The sequence below is a fragment of the Alienimonas sp. DA493 genome, assembly GCF_043951915.1.
Taxonomy (GTDB): domain Bacteria; phylum Planctomycetota; class Planctomycetia; order Planctomycetales; family Planctomycetaceae; genus Alienimonas.
Genome location: NZ_JBINJD010000081.1, coordinates 1 through 22281 on the forward strand (window position 1 = coordinate 1; position 22281 = coordinate 22281).

Below are 22281 nucleotides of genomic sequence, written 5' to 3' on the forward strand. Positions count from 1 at the left end.
CTTCCGCCGGCCGGCGGGGCGGCGGGACGGGGCGGAAGACGGCGGGGCGAACGCGGACGACATCGGGCGGATCTCCAAATTCCGAGAGAAGGTCATTCTACCGACTGTCCCCCGCCCGGCGGAAAACGAAAACGCCCCGGACGCCTGAGGCGTCCGGGGCGTTGAACTCTCGGGCGGCCGGGTCGGGGCTCAGACCTTTTTGTCGTCGATCCAGCTCATCATTTCGCGGAGCTTCAGGCCGATCTGCTCCACGCCGTGCTCGCGTTCGCGGCGGCGGGTGGCCTTGAAGCTGGCCTGATTGGCCTTGTTCTCCAGGATCCAGTCGCGGGCGAACTTGCCGCTCTGGATGTCTTCCAGGACCCGCTTCATCTCGGCGCGGGTCTCGTCGGTGATGATGCGGGGGCCGGTTTTATAGTCGCCGTACTCCGCGGTGTTGGAGATGCTGTACCGCATGTAGCTGAGGCCGCCCTGGTAGAGCAGGTCGACGATCAACTTGAGTTCGTGCATGCACTCGAAGTAGGCCATCTCCGGCTGGTAGCCGGCGTCCACCAGCGTGTCGAAGCCGGCTTTGACCAGTTCGGAGACGCCGCCGCAGAGCACGGCCTGTTCGCCGAACAGGTCGGTTTCGGTTTCTTCGGCGAAGGTAGTCTCGATGACGCCGCCGCGGGTGCCGCCGACGCCCTTGGCGTAGGCCAGGGCCAGGCCGCGGACCTCGTCGAGGCTGGTGCCTTCGCTCTCCTGCAGGGCGATCAGGCAGGGGACGCCGCCGCCGGCGACGTACTCGCTGCGGACCAGGTGGCCGGGGCCCTTGGGGGCGACCAGGGCGCAGCCGACGCCCTTGGGCGGATCGATCTGGTTGAAGTGGATATTAAAGCCGTGGGAGCACATCAGCACGTTGCCGGGCTTCAGATTGCCGGCGACGTCGGCCTTGAACACGTCCGCCTGCACCTCGTCCGGGAGGAGCAGGTTGACGAGGTCGCCGGCCTCGGCGGCCTCGGCGGCGCTGACGGGCTTGAAGCCGTGCTCGACGGCCAGATCGTAGTTCGCGGAGCCCTTCCGCTGCCCGACGACCACGTTGACGCCGCTGTCGCGGAGGTTCTGGGCTTGGGCGTGGCCCTGGGAGCCGTAGCCGAGAATGGCGACCGTCTTGCCGTCCAGCAGGGACAGGTCGGCGTCGTCTTCGTAGTAAATCGTCGCGGCCATCGGGGGGGCTTCGCGGGGGTGGGGGGGAGTGAAGAGGAGTTAGCCGTCCTCTTCAAGAGGACGGCTAACGAATGCGTTGTCGCGTCGTGGAAGCGACCGGCGTTACGCGGCGGCCGGTTCGGCGGCGGCTTCGATTTCGGCGGCCTTCTCGGCCTGGGCGGCGGGGTCCTGGGCGTCCTCGACGCCCTCGGTGATCCGGCCCCGCCGGGCGAGGGCCACGCGGCCGGTGCGGACCAGCTCCAGAATCCCGAACGGCCGCACCAGATCGATAAACGCCTCGATCTTGGACTCCTGCCCGCTCAGCTCGACCATCAGGTGGGCCGGGGAGAGGTCCACGATCTTGCCGCGGAAGACGTCCACCAATTCGCGGATCTCGGTCCGGCGGGCGGCGGGGTTCTCCTCGCCGTTCGGGCCGACGCCGGCGGTGGAGACCTTCACGAGCATCAGGTCGCGGTCGACCATGTCCGTGTTCTGGTAATCCAGCACCCGGACGACGTTGACCAGCTTTTCCAGCTGTTTGCGGACCTGCTCCAGCACGCGGTCGTCGCCCTGAATGACGAAGGTCATCCGGGAGAACCGCGGGTTCTCCGTGGCGCCGACGGCCAGCGAGTCGATGTTGAAGGCCCGACTGGCCAACATGCCGGAAACGTGCGCCAGCACGCCCGGCTGGTTCATCACCAGGGCGGAGAGGACGTGACGCATAATAGGCAGACCGGGAGCGGGGGCGACGGGCGGCGCGGCAGACTACCGGCGGGCCGCCCGGGGGGAAAGCCAACCGGACCCCGGGGACGACCGCCGGGTTCGCGGCGGCCGGGACAGGAATGACGAATGACGAATGACGAATGACGAATGACGAATGACGAATGACGAATGACGAATGACGAATGACGAAGTTTATTCGCCGGCCGTTTCGTCGTTCGTCAGTCCGGGTGATCCGGCAGCGGGTCGGCCTCATAGAGATCGACGAAGCCCACCCGCCGCAGCACGGTCAGCGCCGGGGCGTTCCAGACCATCGTGTCTGCCCAGGCGGCCCCGCCGGGGGGGACGGCGGCGAGGGCGGCCCGCAGGACGGCCGTGCTCACCCCCCGCCCGCGGGCGGCCCGCTGCGTGGCCATGGCGTAGACCAACCGGTCGTCCGGCCCCAGCGCCTCGTGCCAGCCGGGCGCCCGATCCCCCGGCCGGGTGCGGGCGAAGCCCCGCGGTTCGCCGTCGAGCGAGCCGACCCACAGCGTCGCCCCCTCGGCGGCCTCGGCCCGCTGCACGGCGGGAAAGTCCGCCCCGAAGCGGTCGCTCAACGCCGCCGCCAGTTCGTCCGGCAGCGCCTCGCCGGGGCCGTACCCGACGACCGTCACGCCGGCCGCCGCCGAAGCCGCGGCGCCGGTCGCCTCGCACTTCAACACCGTCAGCCGACGCCGGAACCGGTTGTTCAACCGAAATTGAACGGCCCACAACGCATCGGCCAACGGGCGGGGCAGGGGCATGCGAGCGAACACGAGGGTTCCGACGGACAGGGCTGCGGTCTATCGTAGTCCACTCCGCCAGGATGCGCCCGATGTCCGCCGCCGCCGAACCACGCGCTGCCGCCCCGCCCGACGAGCCGGGAATGCTCAAGGTGTACCAACCGTGGCATGCCCCGCCGGTCGTGCGGGTGCCGTGGGATCGCGTGGACGAAGTGCGGCAGGCGTTGGAAGCGGTCGGGTTTCCCAATTGGGTGGGAGAAACGGGTTCCTTTGCCAATCTCGCCCCGTGGGCGACGGTCGTGCTCCGGTGGGAAGCCGACCAAGACGCTGCGCAGCGAGTTCTCGATGAACTCGTCCGCTGATCCCTCTGCCGATTCGGGCGGACTCGCGGCGAAGGTCGACCGCGTCAGATCCACCGCGAAACGCGAACTCGCCTCACTTCGACGCTACTGGCGCGATGCTGACGGAATTTGGCTGACCGTCCCGCGGCTTCAGGACCCCGAGGTGCTCGCGGCGATCTCGCGGCATCTCCTGAATGCCGGGGGATCTCAAACACTCTTGAATTCAGCGATCTCGGCTTCCACGGTCGACATCCTGGAAAGGGCGGCCAAACGGTCGGAAGGGTATCGTCTGAACGAACTCCCCTCGTTTGTGGTGCAGCAGGCGGTCTCGATTCTCGACGGGTTTCTCTTGAACCTGTCGCGAGTTTGGCTGACCGCTCATCCCCGAGCTTTGCTGCGAAGCGGTCGTGGGCAGAAAACCCGGGAGGTTTCGCTCGCCGAAGTCCTCGACGCTCCGAGTCGGGACGTCTTAATCAACCGCGTCGTCGAACGAGAGGTTCGCCGACGGGCGTACGGCAGCCTCGCGGAACAGCTTTCGTCGCTCAACGACTTATTCAAATACGAGTTACCGCCCGACGCGACCGAAACGCTTGCGGAACTCAAAGCTGCCCGGGATCTGCTGGTGCACGCCGGCGGGGTGGTCAACGCCGATTACCTCGCCGCAGCCGGCCCGGCGGCTCGGTTCGCCGCCGGCGAGCGCATCCAACTTCCAACCGACTATGTCCAGAACTCTTTGGACGTAATCTTCAGTGCGGTAGATTCGATCGCGCAAGCCGCCGTCGCCAAGGCCGGGGACGCCCCCGCCCGCGGGTAGGCCGACCGCGTCGTTATCCGCCGGCTTCCGGCAGGGCCGCCGCCAGGTCCGCCCCCGGCAGGTCGGGAATCCAGCCGAGATGCTGCATGGCGAGGACATAAAAGACGATGCCGATCACCTGCAGCACCATAATGGTGCCGCCGATCTTGATAAACTCCCCCCAGCCGACCGTTACGCCGGCCTCTTTCTTCAACGTATAAAGCGCGATCACGCAACTAATGCTGCCGATCGGGGTGGCGTTGCCGCCGAGGTTGCTGGCGAGAATCAGCGTCCACCACAGCGGCTCGATCTGCGTGCCGGGCTCCGCACCGACGCTTTCGACAATGGGAATGAGCGTCGCGGCGACGGGGATATTGTCCACAATCGCGCTGGCCACGGCGCTGAAGACGGCCAGCAGCGGGACGAGCAACTCCAGACGGCCGCCGCTCAGCGCGACGACCTGCCGGGCCAGCCATTCCAAGGCGCCGGTCGCCTCCACGCAGCCGATCACCAGAAACAGGCCGGTGAAGAACAGGATCACCGTCAGGTTCACCTTGCCGATGGCGTCCTCGACCCCCTTGCCGGCGAACAGCAGGCTGGCCACCCCGCCGGCCATCGCGACGTAGTCCACGCCCAGCCCCAGCGTCGTGGCGAAAGCGAAGCCCAGCACCGTCAGGGCCAGGATCACGGCGCTGCGGATCAGCACCCAGCGGCTCTCGACCAGCGCCCAGGGGTCGAACTCCCGCAGCTTGGCGTCCAGGGCGGCCTTCTGTTCGTCCGTCTGCTTCCACGGGACGGCGTCGCGGAAGAAGACCCGCAGCACGGCCATGGCGATCAGCAGGCTGAAGACCGCGAACGGCAGGCTGACCTCCAAAAACTGCACGTAGGGGATGCCCGCCTCGGTCCCGATCAGGATGTTCGGCAGGCCGCTGGCGAAGGTGGCCAGGGCGCCGGAGTTCGCGCAGATCGCCACGCTCAGCAGGAACGGCTTGGGGCTGTAATCCAGACTGCGGCAGATCACTAACACCAGCGAGCCGAGAATCAACATCGCCGGGACGATCGTCAGCACGGCGACGAGGAAGAACGTCAGCAGATTAATGCTGAGCCACAGCAGCCCCGCCCGGCCGTGCGTCAGCCGCACGATCCAGATGGAGATAAAGTGGAACAGCCCGCTTTTGCCGACCACGTCCACCAGAATGCCGGTGCCGATGATCACCGCGAAGATGTTCAGCTCCCCGCCGAGCACCTCGTAAACGTCGCCGTATTCGGCGAACAGCGGCTTCTCGCCGAACCACTGCATGTTCAGCGCCAGCAATACCATCACCAGCGCCCCGCCCAGAGCGGCGACGGTCTTGTGCAGGCGGTCGAACGCCACGCCGGCGTAGGTCAGCAGCATGCCGACCGCGAACAGGACCATCACCCAGCCGGGCGCCGGCTCCCCGCCGTGACCGCCGGCGGCCAACAGCGGGAGGAATCCGAACGTCAGGTCGGCGGTCGCCGGGATCGGGGCGAACCCGCAGGGCGGCGGCACGGGTGCGAACGGCACGGGTGCGGGAACCGGGCGGGGGGAGGGACCGACCGGAACGGGTCGGCCGGCGGGACGGGAAGGAGGTGCGGAACGACCGGCCGCCGACGGGGCGACCGACGACGGGCCAGCCGACGACACGCCGGAGCCCGGGGCGCCCGGCGGCGGGCGCCCGACGACGGGGGACCGCCGACAGGCCCGCGGGGGCGGCACGCTACCGCCCCCGCCGCCCGGAACCAACCGGACCGCCGCCCCGGGTTCTCTCCCGCCCCCCCGCCACCGCGTTCGCCCCCGCCCGCAAGCCCCGGAGGGCAAGGTCCCGGGGGCGTTCCCGACGACCTCCCGCCCTCCTACGGGGGATTTCCCCACGGCATGAACCGGCCTAGAGGGTGGGTTTCCCCCGTTGCCGTGAGGGGCCTCTCGGCACACACTCCCTCTCGCCGCCCTTCCCTCGTCCCGCGCATCCATGTCTTTACCGCCTGCTTCGCCGGCGCCCGGGACCGGGACCGGCGCTCACGAGGGGGCGCACACGGAGACTGCCCCGAACGGCGCGTCGCCCGACGCCCCAGACCGCGTTCCCCACGGCGCCCCGACGAACGGCGCGCCGACGAACGGCACGCCCAATGCAGAGTCCCGCTGGATCTCCCGGGCCCTGCTGGTGGACGACCGGGATCAGGCCCGCACCCGCGCCGCCGCGGAACTGAGGCGGGTCCTCCCGCAGGTGAAGTTGGAGGTCGCCGCCTCCCGGGCGGAAGCGGTCCGACTGCTGAACCGGTTCGCCCCGCCCCCCGGCGTCCAAGCCCCCGACGCCCAAACCCCCGACGCCCAAACCCCCGACGCCCAAACCCCCGGCGCCGGATGGGCCCCAGACGCACGGGCGAACCCGGACGTCCCGCCGCAGGCGGACGGCCCGGACCCCTCGGGCGGCCGGGCGAGCCGAGACGGACAAAAAAACCATACCTCGGACCAAAACCCGAACCAGGCGGCCGACCCGGGGCCGTTCCTGTTCGCGGTGCTGCGAGACGGCATGGCCTGGGACGACGGGATGCAGTTGCCGCACGCCGTCCGCGAGCGGCTGCCGGACGTTCCGCTGATCCTCACCTGCGATCCGGCGTGGGACGAGGGTCCCGCGGAGGCCCAGGATCCGGCCCGAGCGGAACGGGTGGTGCGGCGGGAAGGGCTGGAGGAAGCGATCCCGATTGCCGGAGACAACGTGGCCGCCATCGCCGCCGCCGCCGAGGCCTGCTTGAAGCTGGACCGGCTGGCCGCCGAACGCGACCGGGCGGAGGAGGAACGCGACCGTCAGGCGGCGGCGCGTCAGGCGATTGAGAAGAAGGTGGACCGGCTGCTGCGGGCCTCCGCCAAGTCCGCGGAGGTCGAGGCCGGCGAACGCCGCAAGCTCGCCCTCGTGCTGCACGAGGACATGCTGCAACTGTTGGTCGCCGCTCGGATGTTCCTCGCCTGCGCCCAGTCCTCGCAGGAGGAGCCGGAGGGCGGCCCGCTGGCGGAGATCGACACCCTGCTGGTCCGCAGCGTGCAGCTCTGCAAGGACCTGACCGGGCTGTGGAGCCCGCTGGTGCTCTACGAGGCCGGCCTGGTGGCGGCGCTGCGCTGGCTGGGCGAAACCACCCGGCCGCCCTCGGACAACCCGGAGGCGGACCCTGCCGAGGGAACCCCCGCCGGCCCGATCCCGGGGTCGCTGGTCGCGGAGGTGGACTGCGAGGACGACGCCGAACCCGCCACCCAGGACGGCCGCACGCTGCTGTATCAGGCCGCGGTGGAGCTGCTCTCCAACGTCTCCCGACACGCCGGCGTCGACCGGGCTCGGCTGTCGCTGCGCCGCGTCCGCACCGGGCCGGACTCGCCGGACATGCTCAGTTTGACGGTCTCGGACGAGGGCCGCGGCTTCGACGCCGCCCCGGCCGCCCCGAGCGACGGGGCCGCCCCCGACGCCGGGAACGGCCCCGCCGTCGACGCCGTCGCCGGCGGGACGAACTTCCCCGCGTCCGACCGGTTCGGACTGTTTAGCCTGGCGGAACGGCTGCGGTTGGCGGGGGGCCGCATGGAAATCGAAAGCGTCGCCGGCCGCGGCACGACGGTGCGACTGCTCTGCCCGGCGGACGCCGGCCGACTCGCCCAGCGCCCGCTGTTCGCGGACTCCGACGCCTCCTCCCCCTCCGCCGAAGCCCCCGCGGCCGGCGCCTCCGTCCCCCCCGCCGACGCCGCCGGGGTCTCCCTCGACCCCGCTTCGCAGAACGAGATGCTCGCCTCCGCCCCGCCCTCCGAGTCCGGTCCCGCGACCGACGCCGAGCCCCCCGCCCCCCCGGTGCGGGTGCTGCTGGCCGACGACCACCGCATCATTCGGATGTCGCTCTCCGGCCTGCTGGGCCGGGCGGCGGGGGTGCAGGTCGTCGGCGAGGCGGCCGACGGCGAGGAGGCCCTGCAGAAAGCGGAGGAACTGCGGCCGGACGTCGTGTTGATGGACGTAAACATGCCGAAGCTCAGCGGCGTGGAGGCGACCCGCCGCCTCAAGGCCGCCCAGCCCGAAACCCGCGTGATCGCCCTGTCGATGCACGAGTCCGACGACCGCGAGCTGGAGATGTTCGAGGCCGGCGCCGAGTGCTACGTCGTCAAGGACGGCCCGCCGGACCAGCTCCTTCGGGCCGTCCTCGGCAAATCCGCCCACTGACCGCCTCGCGGCTCGATGAATCTTTCCTGGAAGGGGTCCCGAGACGTCCTTTGAGAGAGGCGCCGCAGCCTCGGCCCCTGTTACTCTACGCACGTTCATCCCGGCTGTCCGTCCTCCCGCTCCGTTGTCCGAACCCGCGTCCCCCGAGGATCTGACCCCCGCCGGGGCGCCGCCGGCCTGCTATCGGTTTCAGTTATTCGTGACCGGCGACAGCGTCCTGTCGCGGCGAGCCCGGGAGCACGTCGAACGGCGCCTGATCGACCCGCTGGGCGGCCGGGCGGAGGTGGAGATCGTCGACCTGATCGCCGACCCCGTCGCGGCCCGGCGGGAACGCATCGTCGCCACCCCCACGCTGATTCGCTTGGAGCCGTCCCCGGTCGTGCGGCTGATCGGCGACCTGTCGGACTTCGACCGCGTCCGCGCCCTGGTGTTGGTCGGGGAGGATCACGACCTTCCCGAACACGTTCCGGACGCCGCCTCCGCCTCACCGCCGGCGGATTCGTCTCCCCTGTAACCCGGCCCGCTCTCCCGCGGCGCCGGCCCCGCTCGCTCCGTCCTCAACGCCCCGCCCCGGGGCGACCGTCGCCCGTCGGCCGGCGGTCTTCCGTCTTCCCCCTCGCCCCCGGTCCCGCCCACAATGTCCCACGCTTCCCAGGAAGACGCCCGCCCCGTCGGCGAAGGCGCCCCCGAGCACGCCCCCGCCCCGGACGCCGGAGACCTGCACTCCGGCCTGCCCCGCCTGGCCACGGGGCTGGAGGGGCTGGACCACGTGCTGATGGGCGGGCTGCCGCAGGGCCGCACCACCATGGTGTTGGGCTCCAGCGGCTCCGGGAAGACGCTGCTGATCTCACAAATCCTGTGGAACGCCGCCCAGCGGAACGAGCCGGCGGCGCTGGTCACCTTCGAGGAGCGGGCCCAGGAGCTGCTCCGCAACGTGGAGACCCTCGGCTGGGGGCTCCGCGGGGCGGCGGAATCCGGTCTGCTGCAGTTGGTCGACGCCTCCCCCCGCCCGGACGCCGAGGCGCCGACCGGGGCCTACGACCTCTCCGGCATCCTCCTGCAGGTTCAGGCCGCGATCCGGGAGAATGGGGCCAAGCTGGTCGTGCTGGACTCGCTGGGCGGGCTGTTCAGCCAGTTCGACGATCACGGCCTGCTGCGGCGGGAGATCGTCCGGCTGCGGGACGTCCTGCGGGACGCCGGCTGCACCACCGTGATGACCTCCGAACGGCTGGAGGAGGACGGGCCGATCTCCCGGCACGGCATCGAGGACTTCGTCGCCGACTGCGTGCTGATCCTGCGGCAGACCCTCGCCAACGAGCGGATCCGCCGCACCGTGCAGGTGCATAAACTCCGCGGCGACCGCCACCGCCACGGCGAGTTTCCCTTCACCATCGCCGCCGGCGGCGAGACCGCCCCGCCCGACGGCGAGCACAACGGGATCGTCGTGCTGCCGCTCTCGGCGGCCCGGCTGTCGCAGGAAAGCGTCTCCACCCGCATCCCCTTCGGCAACGCGGACCTGGACCGGATGGCCGGCGGCGGGCTGTTCCAGGACTCCGTCGTGCTGGTCAGCGGCCCCACCGGCAGCGGCAAAACCCTGCTCTGCTCCACCTTCGCCGCCCACGGCTGCAAGATCGGGGAACGCAGCCTGTATTTAAGCTACGAGGAAAGCCGCCCCCAATTAGGCCGCAACGCAACCAACTGGGGCTACGACTTCGACCGCTGGGAGCAGGAGGGGCTGTTAAAGGTCCGCAGCGAATACCCGGAGAACCGCGGCCTGGAGGGGCACCTCTACGGCATCCGCCGACAAATCGAACTGTTCCGTCCCAAACGGATCGTGATCGACAGCATCAGCGCCCTGGAGCGGATCAGCACCCCCCGCACCTTCCGCGAATTTTTAATCGGCCTGTCCAGCCATTTAAAACGCGAACGCATCTGCGCCCTGCTGACCGCCACCAGCCCCCACATGGTCGGCCCGGCGGGGAAGGTCGGCGCCCACATCTCCACCCTCACCGACGCGATCGTCCTGCTGCGCTATCTGGAGCAGGGGGAGGAGGTCGGCCGCAGCCTGTCCGTTATCAAAATGCGGGGCAGCCAGCACGACAAACACGTCCGTCGGTTCACGATCGACAACGACGGCATTCATCTCGGCGAACCGGTCCGCGAGGTGAACGCCGTGATCGGCAACATCCCCGCCTGAGCGGGGCGAGAGATTTCCCCCTCTCCCTGGAGGGCGAGGGGGAACGGCGGCCTCGGCGGGACAGGCCCGCGGGGCCGCTTTATCGTGGCGGGATGAACGCTCGCCCCCTCCTCGCCGCCGCCGTCGTCGTCCTCTGCCCCGCGTTCGCCGGGGCCGACGAGCCGTCCGTCGTCCGGCCGAACGTGCTGCTGATCGTCTCGGACGATCAGGGGGTGAACGACGTGGGCTGCTACGGCAGCGAGATCCCCACCCCGGCCCTCGACGCCCTCGCCGCCGAGGGATTGAAGTTCGAGCAGTTCTACGCCGCCAGCAGCATTTGCACGCCCTCGCGGTTCGGCCTGCTGACCGGCCGGTTCGCCCACCGCTCGGCCGACGCCCTCACCGGGGCGCTGATGTTTCTCGACCCCGCCGACGCGCAGCGCGGCCTCCGGGCCGACGAGACGACGTTCGTCTCGCTGCTGAAGAAGAACGGCTACCGCACGCACCTCGTCGGCAAGTGGCACCTCGGCCACGGCACGATCGGCGAAGGCGGCGGCAAGTTCTGGCCCACCGAGCACGGCTTCGACACCTTCTTCGGCCACACCGGCGGCTGCGTGGACTTCTTCACCTGCCGCTACGGCAACGTCCCCGACTGGTACCGCGGCGAGGAACTCGTCCCCACCGACGCCTACGCCACCGACGTCATCACCGACGAGGCCGTCGCCCTGATCCGCGGCGGCAAGCGAGACGAATCGGAACCGTGGTTCCTGGAGGTCGCCTACAACGCCCCGCACTACGGCAAAGGCTGGGACGAACCGGCGAATCGAACCCGAAACGTGATGCAGCCCAAGCCGGCCGACCTGGAGAAGGTGACCCGTCTGGGGAGCCGGATCGAGAACCCGCTGCGGCGGGCCTTCGCGGCGAAGGTCGTGGGGATGGACGCCGGGATCGCCCGGCTGCTGGACGCCCTGGAGGAGAGCGGGCAGGCGGAGGACACGCTGGTGATCTTCATGTCCGACCACGGCGGCGACCCGGACTACGGCGGCTCGAACGCCCCGCTGCGGGGCGAGAAGGCCACGCTGTACGAGGGCGGCGTCCGCGTCCCCTGTCTGGTGCGGTGGCCCGGCGTGGTCCAGCCCGGCGCGACGACCGACGCCGTCGCCACCGCCCTGGACTGGTTCCCCACCTTCGCCGACCTCGGCCTGCTGGAGGACGCCCCGACGAACCTCGACGGCCAGTCGATCGCCCCGCTGCTGCGCGGGGAGCCCCTGCCGAAGCACGTGCCGATCGTCTGGGCGACCGGCTCCCACGCGGAGCTGGACCGGGCCGCGTGGGTCGCGGTCCGCGACGGCGATTGGAAGTGGGTGCGGCACAAGGGCGACGAAGCGCTGTTCGACCTCGCCGCGGACCCCCGGGAAACGACGAACCGCCTCGCCGACCGCCCCGAGATCGCCGCCCGGCTGCGGGCTCTGGCGGACTGAACCCCGCTCCCCAGCCGCGCGAATAACCGGTCGACGGCCGGTGCACGGCCGAGGCCGCGATTTCGCCGCCGGCGGCGCGGTGGACGGGCGGACGCGCCGTCGACCGGTTCCCCACCGCGCATCCACCGCGGACCCACCAGTTGTTCGCGCCGGGGCGGGGGCGGTTCGCAATCGCAACCCGTTGTCCCGCGGCAAGTAACGCCCGCCGCCGCCGCGCCGTGCACCGCGAAGGGGCTCCCCGTAAAGGAATACTACTGATTCTTGGGGAGCGAGGGCGTCGCCCGGCCTCCGGCCGGACGCCGCGGGGCGGAGTAACGTACCGATCGGTAGAGAACGGGTCGAGCGTTTCACGCGGTCCTTGTCGATCGGGGCGAAAGGCCGATCGGGGCGGGGAGTCGGCTACGCTGGGCGGTGGCGAACGGACGCGCGACAATCGCGGTCCCTTCGGCGGGGAGGGGCGTGAAGAGGTCCCGCCTCCCCCGGGATGCCGTAGACTGGGAGATCCCTCCCGCTGGGCGCTCGGCTTCGGTCCGGCGCCCCCGGTTCTGACCAGCCCGCCCGAATGAAGCTTCACTGCGCCCGTCCCGCCCTCGCCGCGGCGTTCACCACCGTGGGGGCCGCCGTGCCCTCCCGCACGCCCAAGGAGATCCTCCGCAACGTGCGGATCGACGCCGAGGGCGATCACGCGGTGCTGTCCGGCACCGACAGCGAGGTCGGCGTGCGGGTCAAACTGGGCGGCGTGACCGTCGAGCGTCCCGGCTCCACCCTGCTGCCCGCCCAACGCGTCCAGCAGATCCTGCGGGAACTCAACGACGACACCGTGCACCTGGAGCTCGGCCCCGCCCCGGGCAGCGCCCGCGGCGCCGCCGGCGGCGACGACGAGGGGGCCGAGGAGAACGACGCCGTCTGGATCCGGGCCGGGCACTCGGAGTTCCGCCTCTCCCCCGAGGACCCCGCGGAGTTCCCGCCGGTCGCCGACTTCGAGCAGGACGCCTATCACACCCTCTCCGAGGGCGTGCTGAAGGGCGCCATCCGCCGCACGCTGTTCGCCACGGACACCGAGAGCACCCGCTACGCCCTGGGCGGCGTGCTGGTGGAGGTGGGCTCCGGCGGCGTCGCCGGGGACGGGGGCGGCGGGGGCGAGACTGTCACCTTCGCCGCCACCGACAGTCGCCGGCTCGCCGTGGTGGACGCCTCGGCGTCGGCCACCGGCTCCCCGGGCACGGGCCCCGGCGACGGGCCGGTGATCCCCGCCAAGGCGTTGAACATCCTGGACCGCGTGCTGGGCGACGCCGACGGCGAGGTGTTCGTCACCTTGCGAGACAACGACGTACTCTGCAAAGCCGGCGACGTGGTCGTGTCCGCCCGGCTGGTCGAGGGCCGCTTCCCCCGCTACCGGCAGGTGATCCCCGCCGAAAGCAAACACACCGTCGAGATGGTCGCCGGCCCGTTTTATTCGGCGGTCCGTCAGGCCCAGATCGTGACCAGCGACGAGACCCGCGGCGTCGACTTCACCTTCGAGGACGGCAACCTGACCCTCACCAGCCGGGCCGCGGACGTGGGGGCCAGTAAGATCGAACTGCCGGTGCCCTACGACGGGGAGTCGTTCACGATCACCTTCGACCCCCGCTTCGTGGCGGACTTCCTGAAGGTGTTGGAGCCGGAGGCGACCTTCACCCTCGGCCTGAACGACCCGGACAGCGCCGCCGTCCTCCGCACCGGCGGCGACTACACCTACGTCATCATGCCGCTAAGCCGCGACCGGTAGGGGCGAATTTCTAAGTTGACTGGAATGGGAGCCAGAGCGGCGACGCGTTTGTCGCTCTCCCCAAACCTGCAGAAAGGTTCAGTGTCAGTGTAAGAAAACACCCCGTTCCCGACGACGCGAGGCCGTCGGGAACGGGGTGACGTGATGCCTCGCAACTTGGTGCGTTGTCGGCTGGTTGAGTTTCTCAGGCCTAGCCAGTCGTCAACGCGTTTGCATGACCCGCAACGAGGACACGTTCCTTGAGACGATACCAGAAGTGTACGCCCCACGCGGGGCGGCCGCTCCCGGTGTGCCAAATTTGGTACGCCCTCCTCCGTCGGTACTGTCGACGGTAGGGATGACGGTTTTTCGACCGTCGAGGAGACGGCGGTGACCTTCCACGTCGCGGCACCGACACGATGTTGGTGCCGCGATTTTCGTCTGTCGAGCGAGTAATGCAACGCGCCGCGGCCCTCGCTGACGCTTCGGGTTTGTAAGATGCGGCGACGTCACGGCGTTCGAGCGAAGATCATCCCATGCCGCCCCGCAAGCCCGCCGGTTCGAGCCGCAAGCCCCGCACCGGCCCCGGGACGCCGCCGACGCTCGGGGCGGCGTTGGCGGAGTTGATCCGCATCAAGGGCGTCGCCTCGACCGGGGAGAGCACGCAGCTGGCGCAGGACTGGCGGGCCGCGGCCGGGGACCGGATCGCGGATCGCACCCGGGTGATCGGCGTGCGGCACGGGGCGTTGCACGTGGGCGTGCAGAACAGCGCCCTGCTGGGGGAGTTGGCCTCCTTCCACAAGGACCGCCTGCTGGCGGAGATGCAGCGCCGGATGCCGGAGACCCGGCTGCGGGCGCTGAAGTTCAAACTCAACGGCGAACTCCGCAAGCCGCCGTCGGAGCGCCCGAACCCCGCCCAGCCGCCCGACCCGGCGCTGGGAAATCAGCAAATCCCAAGAGACAAGAACCAAGGCCCGTTTGGGGGCTGAGGGGCGACATTGGGCGACTCAACACCAACCCGAAGCGTCGGCGAGGGCCGCACGCGCCGCGGCACGGGAGACGGCCCCGGTTCGCCGTCGCCGGTCGGCGGCGCGCCCCAGGGGACGCCCCGGAGATAGTGAACCGGCGGCCACCGTTCCGGCATGTCCGAACCGGCCTCCGGAGCGTACAATGACGGCCCCGGAACCCTGTTTCGCCGCCGTATTTCTCGCTCCCGCCGCGCATGTCCGCCGACGCTCCCGCTCCCCCCGACGCGACTTCCCAGGCCGTTGACGGAGGCGTCGACGGCGCCGCCGCCGCGGCGGTCGACGGGGCCGGGGGCGCCGACGCCGGCGTGGGGCCGGACGGCAGCACGTACGGTTCGGACCAGATCCGCCATTTGCAGGGGATCGAGGGCATCCGCCTGCGGCCGGCGATGTATATCGGCGGCACCGACGCCGTCGGCCTGCACCATCTGGTGTACGAACTCATCGACAACGTGATCGACGAGTTCAGCAACGACTACGCCACCACCTGCCGGGTGAAGATCAACGCGGACGGCTCCGTGACCGTCTCCGACGACGGCCGCGGCATCCCCGTCGCGGAGTCCGAAAAGCTCGGCGGCCGCAGCGCCCTGGAAGTCGTCTTCACGGAGCTGCACGCCGGCGGCAAGTTCGACCGCTCCAGCGGCTACACGACCGGCACCGGCGGCCTGCACGGCATCGGCATCACCGCCGTCAACGCCTGCGCCGAGTGGCTCGAAGCCGAGGTCCGCCGCGACGGCCACCACTGGACCATGGAGTTCAAACGGGGCGAACTCACCCAGCCGCTCAAGAAGCTCGGCACGGCCTCGGAGACCGGCACCACGGTCACCTTCAAACCGGACGCCGCCATCTTCGGCGACACGGACGTCTCCTACGAAACCCTGCACCGCCGCCTCCGCGACGCCGCCTTCCTCAACGCCGGCCTGCGGACCAGCATCGAGGACGAACGCACCGACCAGAAGGAGGAGTTCCGCTACGAGGACGGCCTCACGGAGTTCGTCCAGTACCTCAACCGCACGGAAACGCCCCTGTTCCCGCAGGTGATCCGCTGCTCCGGCGAGATCACCGTCGGTGAGGAGCAGGGCTCCCCGCAGCTCATCGGCGTGGACGTCGCCTTCCAATACCACGCCGGCTTCGCCGAGCAGATCCGCTGCTACGGCAACGGCATCTTTAACAGCGAGGGCGGCTTCCACCTTTCCGGCTTCAAAACGGCCCTCACCCGCACGCTGAACGCCTACGGCAAGCGGACCAACGCCTTTAAAGACGTCGTTCCCGCCGGCGACGACTTCCGCGAGGGCCTCGCCGGCGTCGTCACCGTGCGGCTGCCGGACCCCAAGTTCCTCGCCCAGAATAAGGTCAAACTGCTCAACAACGAGGCCGAGGGCGCCGTCAACAGCGTCGTCGGGGAGCAGTTGGCCCAATATCTGGAGGAGAACCCGGACGTCGCCAAGGTGATCCTTCAAAAGGCGGTCAAGGCCGCGGAGGCCCGCGAGGCGGCCAAGAAGGCTCGCGAAATGGTCCGCCGCAAAGGCGCCCTGACCACCGGCGGCCTGCCCGAAAAACTCCGCGACTGCCGCAGCCGGGAGTTGGAAAACACCGAGCTGTATCTGGTCGAAGGCGACTCGGCCGGCGGCTCCGCCGACACCGGCCGGGACAGCGAGCACCAGGCGATCCTGCCGCTGCGAGGCAAGATCCTCAACGTGGAGAAGGCTCAGCTCGTCAAAGTGCTGGACAACAACGAGATCAGCAACATTTTTAAAGCGGTCGGCGTCCCCCCGCAGGCCGGCGACGAAGAGGTCCGCAAGCGCCGTTACGGCCGCATCATTCTGATGTGCGACGCCGACATCGACGGCTCCCACATCCGCACGCTGATCCTCACCTTCCTGTTCCGGCACCTGCGGGAACTGGTGCGGTGCGGGGCGGTTTATATCGCCCAGCCGCCGCTGTACCGGGTGACGAAGAAGGGCTCCAAAGCGCCCCCGCGGTACGTGCTGACCCACGAGGAGATGCAGTCCGAACTGGCCGAACTGGGCCGCGACGGCACCACGCTGGTCGTGAAAAAGGACGGCTTCGAATACGCCGACGACGCCCTCGCCCGGCTCGCCGGCCTGCTGGGCAAGCTGGAGGAGCCGTTGGAAACGCTGGAGCGCCGCGGCGTGGACTTCCGCCTGCTGGTCCGCGAGGAGCGGATCGGCGTCGACGAGCAGGGCCGCGGCGGGCAACTGCCCCGCTACCGGGTGACGATCGGCCCGGAGGAGCGCTGGCTGGCCGATAAAGCCGCCCTCGACGCCTTCCTCGAAGAGCATCAGCCCGACGCCCCCGCCGAGGGCGCGGCGGCCGACGGCGCGACCCCCGACGAGGACGCCCCCCCGCCGTTCATCGTCACCGACCTGCACGAGATCCGCGGCATCAACGAGGCCCTCGCCGAATTGAAAGGGCTCGGCGTGGACGCGACGGATTTGATCTCCGCCGGACTTAAGAACGGCGAGCCGGTCACGCCGTTCCTGGTCCGTCACAAAGGCGGCGAGGAGGGCCTGGAAAGTCTGCGGGAACTGCTCCCCACGCTGCGGGAGCTGGGCGAACGCGGCCTCGCCGTCGTCCGCTTTAAAGGGCTGGGCGAGATGGACAGCGAAGAGCTGTGGACCACCGCGATGGACCCGGAGACCCGCACGTTGATGCAGGTCACGATGGCCGACGCCAGCGGCGCCGACGAAATCTTCCGCGTCCTCATGGGCGATCAGGTCGAACCCCGCCGCGAGTTCATCGAGAAACACGCCCTCGAAGCCCGCGATTTGGACGTTTAGAAGCGCTTCTGAGCCCCGCCGCCCACCAACCCGAAGCGTCAGCGAGGGCGTTCCGCGCTGCGGCGCCCGCGGCCCTCGCTGACGCTTCGCGTTGGCGCTCTACGGCGTCAGGCGACCCACCGCCGGAGCTTGCGCTCCGGGCTGGTATGAGAACGCCATGACCCGTCGCACCGCGGCGGCGACCTCGGCGATGACCGGAACGGCGACGCTGTTGCCGCATTGTTTTCGCAGCGCCCGGTGGCTCACCGCGATGCGGAAATCGTCCGGAAAGCCCTGCAACCGCAGCAGCTCCCGGCCGGTCGGGCGGCGCTCGCCGTTGACCAATAAATAACTGTGGCTGGCGTTCGCCCGCAGGGCGCAACTGTACGGGTGCTGGCCGATGTGGCCGCCCTTGTTTTCGTGCCAGATGGAGGGCCGAACCGGCTCTTTGCCCTGCTCCCGCAGGCGGGCCAGGCGCTTGGCGCGAATATAGTCCGTGCCCCATAACTTCGTCGGGACGGCCTCGTCCGGTTCGAGGATCTCCGCTAGGTCGGCCCGCTCCGGGTAGGGGGCCGGCCAGCGGAAGGGGGTTTTCGGCTCGTCCCGCAGGGCGACGATGAAGGTCCGCTCCCGCCGCTGGGCGACGCCGTAGTCCAAGGCGTTCAACACCGTGACGTGCGTCGTATAACCCAGGTCCTCCAGCGTTTTCACCACCGTGGCGCAGGTGCGGCCGCCGTCGTGGGTGCGGAATTGTTTGACGTTCTCCAGCACCGCGGCGGCGGGGCGACGCTCTTTGAGGATGCGGGCGACGTCGAAGAACAGCGTGCCGCGGGTGTCCTCGAAGCCCCGCCGCTTGCCGATGATGCTGAAGGCCTGACAGGGGAAACCGCCTAATAAAATGTCGTGCTCCGGCACGTCGGCGGCTGATATCTGCGTGATGTCGCCGTGGGGGCGGTCGCCGAAGTTCGCCTCGTAGGTGTCGCAGGCGTCGGCGTCGATCTCCGAGGAGAACGCGCACTCGCCGCCGGCCGCTTCAAAACCCAGCCGGAAGCCGCCGATGCCCGCGAACAGATCAATGAATTGGAACGGCCCCCCCAGCGGCGAGACCCGCACCCGCCCGCGGCCGATCCGGCGGATCAGCAGCCCCCCGCCGGCGATCCCGGCGTCGGCGATCCCGGCGTCGGCGGTCAGGCCGACTTCCCGATACCAATCGGCCAGCGCCGCGGACTGGGCGGACTCCCCGAACAGCGGCCCGTCGCCGGACAGCGCGGCTTCGAGGGTGCGTTCGCCGCCGTCTCCTTCGCCGCCGTCGGTGGGAACGTCGATCCGCAACGTCTCGGACTCGTCCAGCCAGCGGCCGCCCCGCAGCGGGCCCAGCGGCAGCACGCCGTCCTGGAGTTCGGCGGCGGTCGGGGCGATCGTCGCGAACCGCGGGGTCATGGGACGGGGGAAAGGAGGAAGGTTGAAGGTTGAAGGCGGGGGGCGAAGGTGGGGGGCGAAGCGGCGATCTTTCCACCTTCAACCTGTCTCCTTCCACCCGTTCCCGCCGTGGCCGATTCCGTCGACCCCGCCGTGCGGAGCGCCATCATGCGGGCGGTGCGGTCGGAGAACACCGGACCGGAGCGGGTGGTGCGAAAACTGGCCCATCGACTGGGCTACCGATTCCGACTGCACCGCCGCGACCTGCCCGGCACGCCGGATCTGGTCTTCCCCGGCCGACGGAAGGTGGTCTTCGTGCACGGCTGCTTCTGGCACCGGCACCCGCACGCCGACTGCCGTCGCGGCCGCAGCACGCCGGCCAGCCGCACGGCGTACTGGGAGGCGAAGTTCGCCCGCAACGTGGCCCGCGACCGCCGCAACCAGCGGGAGCTGCGGGCCGACGGCTGGGGCGTGATGGTCGTGTGGGAGTGCCAGACCAAGCCGGCGGAACTGGACCGGCTGGCGGGGCGCCTGCGGCGGTTCCTGGACTGACGGACGGGGACCCGGCTCGGTCGTCGGCGGGGGATTTTTCCGCTTGGCGACGGCGATTTTCCCACGGGAACTTGAGAAAACGCGGGGCGATCCTCCCCGGCCCGCCCCGCAGGCTGTTCCCGGCGGGCGGGGCGCAGACAATCAGGTTCCTGTGAACGACTTCGCGCCCCCCGCCGCCCGCCCCGCCGAGCCGGTTGGTTCCGGGATGGAGTTCGCCGCGGCGCTGGCCCGGGCCGCGGACCTCGCCGCCGGCGCCGACTCCCCCGAGGGGGCGCTGGAGGCCGGCGTCGAACTGATCTGCGAACTGACCGGCTGGCCGCTGGGCCACGTCGTGCTCCCGCCCCCGGGCGGGGACGGCGGTCGGGAGGCGGAGCTGCGGGATACGAACATCTGGCACCTCGCGGCGGGGGCGGCGGACGGGGCGGCGCTGGCCGCGGCGCTGGACGCCGCCGGCCCCGGCCCGCTGCCGGGCGGGAGCGGCCCGCAGGCCCCCACCGCCGCCGGCCGCGCCTTCGCCGCCGCCCGCCCGGTCTGGCGGCCGCTGTCCGGGGAGTCGTCCGGAAAGCCTGAGGAAGGGAACGCCGACAACGCCGACGGGCCGGCCGCCGACGGGCCGATCCGGGCGGCGCTGGCGGGGGCGGGGCTGCGGGGAGCGTTCGCGGCGCCGATCGTCGTCGACGGGGCGGTCGCGGCGGTGTGCGAGTTCTTCACCCCCCACCCCCCGCCGCTGGAGGGCGCCGAGGGAGGGGAAGGCGAAGCGGACGAATCCGCCGTGGAGGCGGCCCGGGCCGGGTCGATCGCGGCGGCGGTGGGGCGGCAGGTGGCCGCCGCGTTGACGCAAACCCGTACCGCGGCACGGTTGGCCGCCCGGGAGGACGATCTGGACGACCTGTTCGAAACCGCCGCGGCCGGCATCGTGTTGCTGGAGCCGGACGGCACGATTCGTCGGTCGAACCGGGCGTTCGCCCATTCGCTGGGCCGCTCGCCCGGCTCGCTGGCGGGGCGGCCGATCACGGAGTTGTTCGCCCCGAACGGCCGCGGCGGCGGTCCGCTGCTGGCGGCGGCCCGCTCCGGCCGGCCGCTGCTGGGACACGAGGCGGACTTCCTCACCGCCGGCCCCGGCCCCGGCTCCCCGCCGGAGTTGATCGGCGAGGACGGCGGCCCGATCGGGGGGGAGGTCCGCACCCTGCTGATCGACGCCGACGCCCGCCGCCCCCCGCCGCCCCCCGGGCCCGGGGAGGCCCCGAACCGCCCCGCCCCCCCGGGCGACGGCGACGGGAAGGGGGCGGACGGCGGGGGGCTGTTCGTCGGCCCGGTGCTGCGGTGCTTCACCCGGGACGTAACCGCCCGCCGCCGCCGCGAGCAGGACCGCAACCGCCTGGCGGAGATCGTCCGCGCCACCCCGGACGCGGTCACCTCCAAGGACCTCCGCGGGGTGCTGCAAACCTGGAACGAGGGGGCGGTCCGCATGTACGGCCACCCCGCGGACTTCGCCCTGGGCAAGACCGCCCCGGAGCTGGGCATCGTCCCGCCGGAGCTGGCCGAGGAGGACCGCCGCCTGATGGCCACCGCCGCCGCCGGCCGCCGCGTGGAGCAGTTCCAGACGAAGCGGGTGCGGGCGGACGGGGTCCGGATCGACGTCAGCCTGACCGTGGGCCCGGTGCGGGACGCCGCCGGCCGGGTGGTCGGGGCGGCGTTCGTGGCTCGGGACATCACGGAGCAGAAGCGGGCCGCCGAGGAGCTGGAACGCGCCACCAGCCGGGCGGAGCAGGCCAGCCGGGCGAAGACGGAGTTCCTGGCGAACGTCTCGCACGAACTCCGCACCCCGATGAGCGCGATCCTGGGGTTCACGGAACTGGCCGCCGACGAACCGCTGCCGGCCCACGTGCTGGACTGGCTGGGCACGGTGCGGGAGAGCGCCGACCACCTGTTGGCGCTGCTGAACGAGATTCTGGACTTCTCCCGGATCGAGAGCCGCCGGTTCGAGCTGGACCCCGCCCCCTTCTCTCCGCGGGAGGTGGTGGAGGAGACGGTCCGCAGCCTCGCCCCGGTCGCCGACCGCAAAGGGCTGGAGCTGACCGGCTCGGTCGGCCGGGGCGTGCCGGAGGCCCTCACCGGGGACCCGGTCCGCCTGCGGCAGATCCTCACCAACCTGACCGGCAACGCGGTGAAGTTCACCGACCGCGGCCGCGTCGCGGTGCGGATCGAACGGGACGACGCCGACGAACCGGAGCCGGCCGTGGGAGAGCCGGTGCGGCTGCACGTCACCGTGCAGGACACCGGTCCCGGCATCGCCGCCGACGACCGGGAGCGCGTCTTCCAGCCGTTCGCCCAAGCGGACAGCACCGCCACCCGCAAGCACGGCGGGACGGGGCTGGGACTGTCCATCACCCACCGGCTGGTCGGGTTGATGGGGGGCACCGTCTGGATGGAAAGCGTTTCCGAGGACGATCTGCCCGAGGGCGCCCGGCGGACCGCCGACGGCGTGCCGGCGACCGGCACGACGTTCCACGTCGCCCTGACGCTGCCGGCCGCCGACCCCGCGACGGTCTCGACGGAGGGCACCGCGGCGGACGTGCCGCAGGACCTCGCCCCCAAGCTGCGGGGCCTGCCCGTGCTGGTGGTGGACGCCAGCCCGGAGAACCGCCGTCTGCTGTGCGAGGCGCTGGAAAGCTGGCAGATGGCGCCGGTGACCGCCTCCACCGCGCAGGAAGCGCACGAGATGGTCGCCGCCGCCGCCGCCGAGGGACACGCCTTCCCGCTGGTGCTGGCCGACGCCGCCCTCGCCGGCCTGCCTTCCGCCGGCCGGTCCGGCCGGTCCGGCCGCACGTCCGACCGGGCGAACGGCTCCCCCCGGTCCGCCGTCGCCGGCACGGCGACGCCCGGGGCCGCGAAAGCCGAATCGAAGAACCCCGGGGCTGGGCCGTCCGGAAAGGGGCGTCCTGAGAGCAAGTCCTCCGGAAGCCCGTCCTCCGGAAGCCCGTCCTCCGGAAGCAAATCGTCCGGGGCGAAGTCGCGGGGCGGTCTGGTGGCCGAGGCGGCGGCGGCGGGCGGGGCGGGCGTGGTGCTGGTCACCGCCGACGGCCGCCG

16 protein-coding genes are annotated in these 22281 nt (G+C 70.9%); 11 read left to right on the forward strand and 5 right to left on the reverse strand.

What is annotated here, in order from left to right; translation table 11 throughout:
• Window positions 1-189 precede the first annotated feature (189 nt).
• From ilvC to ACG2DA_RS13250, 3 genes are all read right to left on the reverse strand, one after another.
• Window positions 190-1203: a ketol-acid reductoisomerase gene (gene ilvC / locus ACG2DA_RS13240; RefSeq protein WP_395256219.1), complete on the reverse strand. Its 1014-nt coding sequence runs from the start codon at window positions 1201-1203 to the stop codon at window positions 190-192.
• Window positions 1204-1305: 102 nt separating this feature from the next.
• Window positions 1306-1905, reverse strand: a complete 600-nt coding sequence (ilvN, locus tag ACG2DA_RS13245) for an acetolactate synthase small subunit (protein WP_395256220.1) — start codon at window positions 1903-1905, stop codon at window positions 1306-1308.
• Between the two features lie 218 nt (window positions 1906-2123).
• The gene (locus tag ACG2DA_RS13250) at window positions 2124-2684 is read right to left on the reverse strand and encodes a GNAT family N-acetyltransferase (protein ID WP_395256221.1); all 561 of its coding nucleotides are present in this window, start codon (window positions 2682-2684) and stop codon (window positions 2124-2126) included.
• A gap of 71 nt (window positions 2685-2755) precedes the next feature.
• Here ACG2DA_RS13250 and ACG2DA_RS13255 point away from each other — a divergent pair, with 71 nt between their 5' ends.
• A complete protein-coding gene (locus ACG2DA_RS13255; protein ID WP_395256222.1) occupies window positions 2756-3025 on the forward strand; it encodes a hypothetical protein in 270 nt (89 codons plus the stop codon).
• Window positions 3009-3818: a hypothetical protein gene (locus tag ACG2DA_RS13260; protein WP_395256223.1), complete on the forward strand. Its 810-nt coding sequence runs from the start codon at window positions 3009-3011 to the stop codon at window positions 3816-3818. Before ACG2DA_RS13255 ends, ACG2DA_RS13260 begins: the two co-directional genes overlap by 17 nt.
• 13 nt (window positions 3819-3831) lie before the next feature.
• Here ACG2DA_RS13260 and ACG2DA_RS13265 read toward each other — a convergent pair whose 3' ends face one another.
• Entirely contained in the window at window positions 3832-5343 is a 1512-nt protein-coding gene (locus ACG2DA_RS13265) for an ArsB/NhaD family transporter (protein WP_395256224.1), read from the reverse strand.
• Between the two features lie 445 nt (window positions 5344-5788).
• Here ACG2DA_RS13265 and ACG2DA_RS13270 point away from each other — a divergent pair, with 445 nt between their 5' ends.
• The 7 genes from ACG2DA_RS13270 to ACG2DA_RS13300 all read left to right on the forward strand — a co-directional run bounded on the left by ACG2DA_RS13270 (window position 5789) and on the right by ACG2DA_RS13300 (window position 17241).
• Complete coding sequence (locus tag ACG2DA_RS13270; protein WP_395256225.1) at window positions 5789-8011, forward strand: response regulator; 2223 nt, start codon at window positions 5789-5791, stop codon at window positions 8009-8011.
• A gap of 124 nt (window positions 8012-8135) precedes the next feature.
• The gene (locus tag ACG2DA_RS13275; protein WP_395256227.1) at window positions 8136-8525 is read left to right on the forward strand and encodes a circadian clock KaiB family protein; all 390 of its coding nucleotides are present in this window, start codon (window positions 8136-8138) and stop codon (window positions 8523-8525) included.
• A 123-nt stretch (window positions 8526-8648) separates the two neighbouring features.
• A complete protein-coding gene (gene kaiC / locus ACG2DA_RS13280; RefSeq protein ID WP_395256228.1) occupies window positions 8649-10208 on the forward strand; it encodes a circadian clock protein KaiC in 1560 nt (519 codons plus the stop codon).
• Between the two features lie 92 nt (window positions 10209-10300).
• Entirely contained in the window at window positions 10301-11668 is a 1368-nt protein-coding gene (locus ACG2DA_RS13285) for a sulfatase (RefSeq protein ID WP_395256229.1), read from the forward strand.
• A gap of 562 nt (window positions 11669-12230) precedes the next feature.
• Complete coding sequence (dnaN, locus tag ACG2DA_RS13290) at window positions 12231-13436, forward strand: DNA polymerase III subunit beta (protein ID WP_395256231.1); 1206 nt, start codon at window positions 12231-12233, stop codon at window positions 13434-13436.
• A gap of 515 nt (window positions 13437-13951) precedes the next feature.
• Window positions 13952-14404, forward strand: coding sequence for a DUF721 domain-containing protein (locus ACG2DA_RS13295; RefSeq protein ID WP_395256232.1), 453 nt, complete (start codon window positions 13952-13954; stop codon window positions 14402-14404).
• A gap of 233 nt (window positions 14405-14637) precedes the next feature.
• Window positions 14638-17241 (forward strand): DNA gyrase subunit B, encoded by a 2604-nt coding sequence (locus ACG2DA_RS13300; RefSeq protein WP_395256233.1) that lies wholly within the window; start codon window positions 14638-14640, stop codon window positions 17239-17241.
• A 99-nt stretch (window positions 17242-17340) separates the two neighbouring features.
• Here the strand turns inward: ACG2DA_RS13300 and ACG2DA_RS13305 are convergent, their stop codons facing one another.
• Window positions 17341-18660: a DNA cytosine methyltransferase gene (locus tag ACG2DA_RS13305; RefSeq protein WP_395256234.1), complete on the reverse strand. Its 1320-nt coding sequence runs from the start codon at window positions 18658-18660 to the stop codon at window positions 17341-17343.
• A 108-nt stretch (window positions 18661-18768) separates the two neighbouring features.
• Between ACG2DA_RS13305 and ACG2DA_RS13310 the strand changes: the two genes are divergently transcribed.
• Together ACG2DA_RS13310 and ACG2DA_RS13315 are read left to right on the forward strand one after the other, a co-directional pair.
• On the forward strand, window positions 18769-19191 hold the full coding sequence (locus ACG2DA_RS13310) for a very short patch repair endonuclease (protein WP_395256236.1): 423 nt from the start codon (window positions 18769-18771) through the stop codon (window positions 19189-19191).
• A gap of 151 nt (window positions 19192-19342) precedes the next feature.
• Window positions 19343-22281, forward strand: a 2939-nt coding sequence (locus tag ACG2DA_RS13315; RefSeq protein WP_395256237.1) for a PAS domain S-box protein, incomplete at its 3' end; no start/stop codon positions are given.

What these genes read in the sequence shown, in the direction of transcription:
- ACG2DA_RS13300 (WP_395256233.1), top strand. Translation starts at nt 14,638, where the DNA reads ATGTCCGCCGACGCTCCCGCTCCCCCCGACGCGACTTCCCAGGCCGTT.
- ACG2DA_RS13295 (WP_395256232.1), top strand. Translation starts at nt 13,952, where the DNA reads ATGCCGCCCCGCAAGCCCGCCGGTTCGAGCCGCAAGCCCCGCACCGGC.
- ACG2DA_RS13255 (WP_395256222.1), top strand. Translation starts at nt 2,756, where the DNA reads ATGTCCGCCGCCGCCGAACCACGCGCTGCCGCCCCGCCCGACGAGCCG.
- ilvC (WP_395256219.1), bottom strand. Translation starts at nt 1,203, where the DNA reads ATGGCCGCGACGATTTACTACGAAGACGACGCCGACCTGTCCCTGCTG.
- kaiC (WP_395256228.1), top strand. Translation starts at nt 8,649, where the DNA reads ATGTCCCACGCTTCCCAGGAAGACGCCCGCCCCGTCGGCGAAGGCGCC.
- ACG2DA_RS13285 (WP_395256229.1), top strand. Translation starts at nt 10,301, where the DNA reads ATGAACGCTCGCCCCCTCCTCGCCGCCGCCGTCGTCGTCCTCTGCCCC.
- ACG2DA_RS13250 (WP_395256221.1), bottom strand. Translation starts at nt 2,684, where the DNA reads ATGCCCCTGCCCCGCCCGTTGGCCGATGCGTTGTGGGCCGTTCAATTT.
- ilvN (WP_395256220.1), bottom strand. Translation starts at nt 1,905, where the DNA reads ATGCGTCACGTCCTCTCCGCCCTGGTGATGAACCAGCCGGGCGTGCTG.
- ACG2DA_RS13305 (WP_395256234.1), bottom strand. Translation starts at nt 18,660, where the DNA reads ATGACCCCGCGGTTCGCGACGATCGCCCCGACCGCCGCCGAACTCCAG.
- dnaN (WP_395256231.1), top strand. Translation starts at nt 12,231, where the DNA reads ATGAAGCTTCACTGCGCCCGTCCCGCCCTCGCCGCGGCGTTCACCACC.
- ACG2DA_RS13270 (WP_395256225.1), top strand. Translation starts at nt 5,789, where the DNA reads ATGTCTTTACCGCCTGCTTCGCCGGCGCCCGGGACCGGGACCGGCGCT.
- ACG2DA_RS13260 (WP_395256223.1), top strand. Translation starts at nt 3,009, where the DNA reads ATGAACTCGTCCGCTGATCCCTCTGCCGATTCGGGCGGACTCGCGGCG.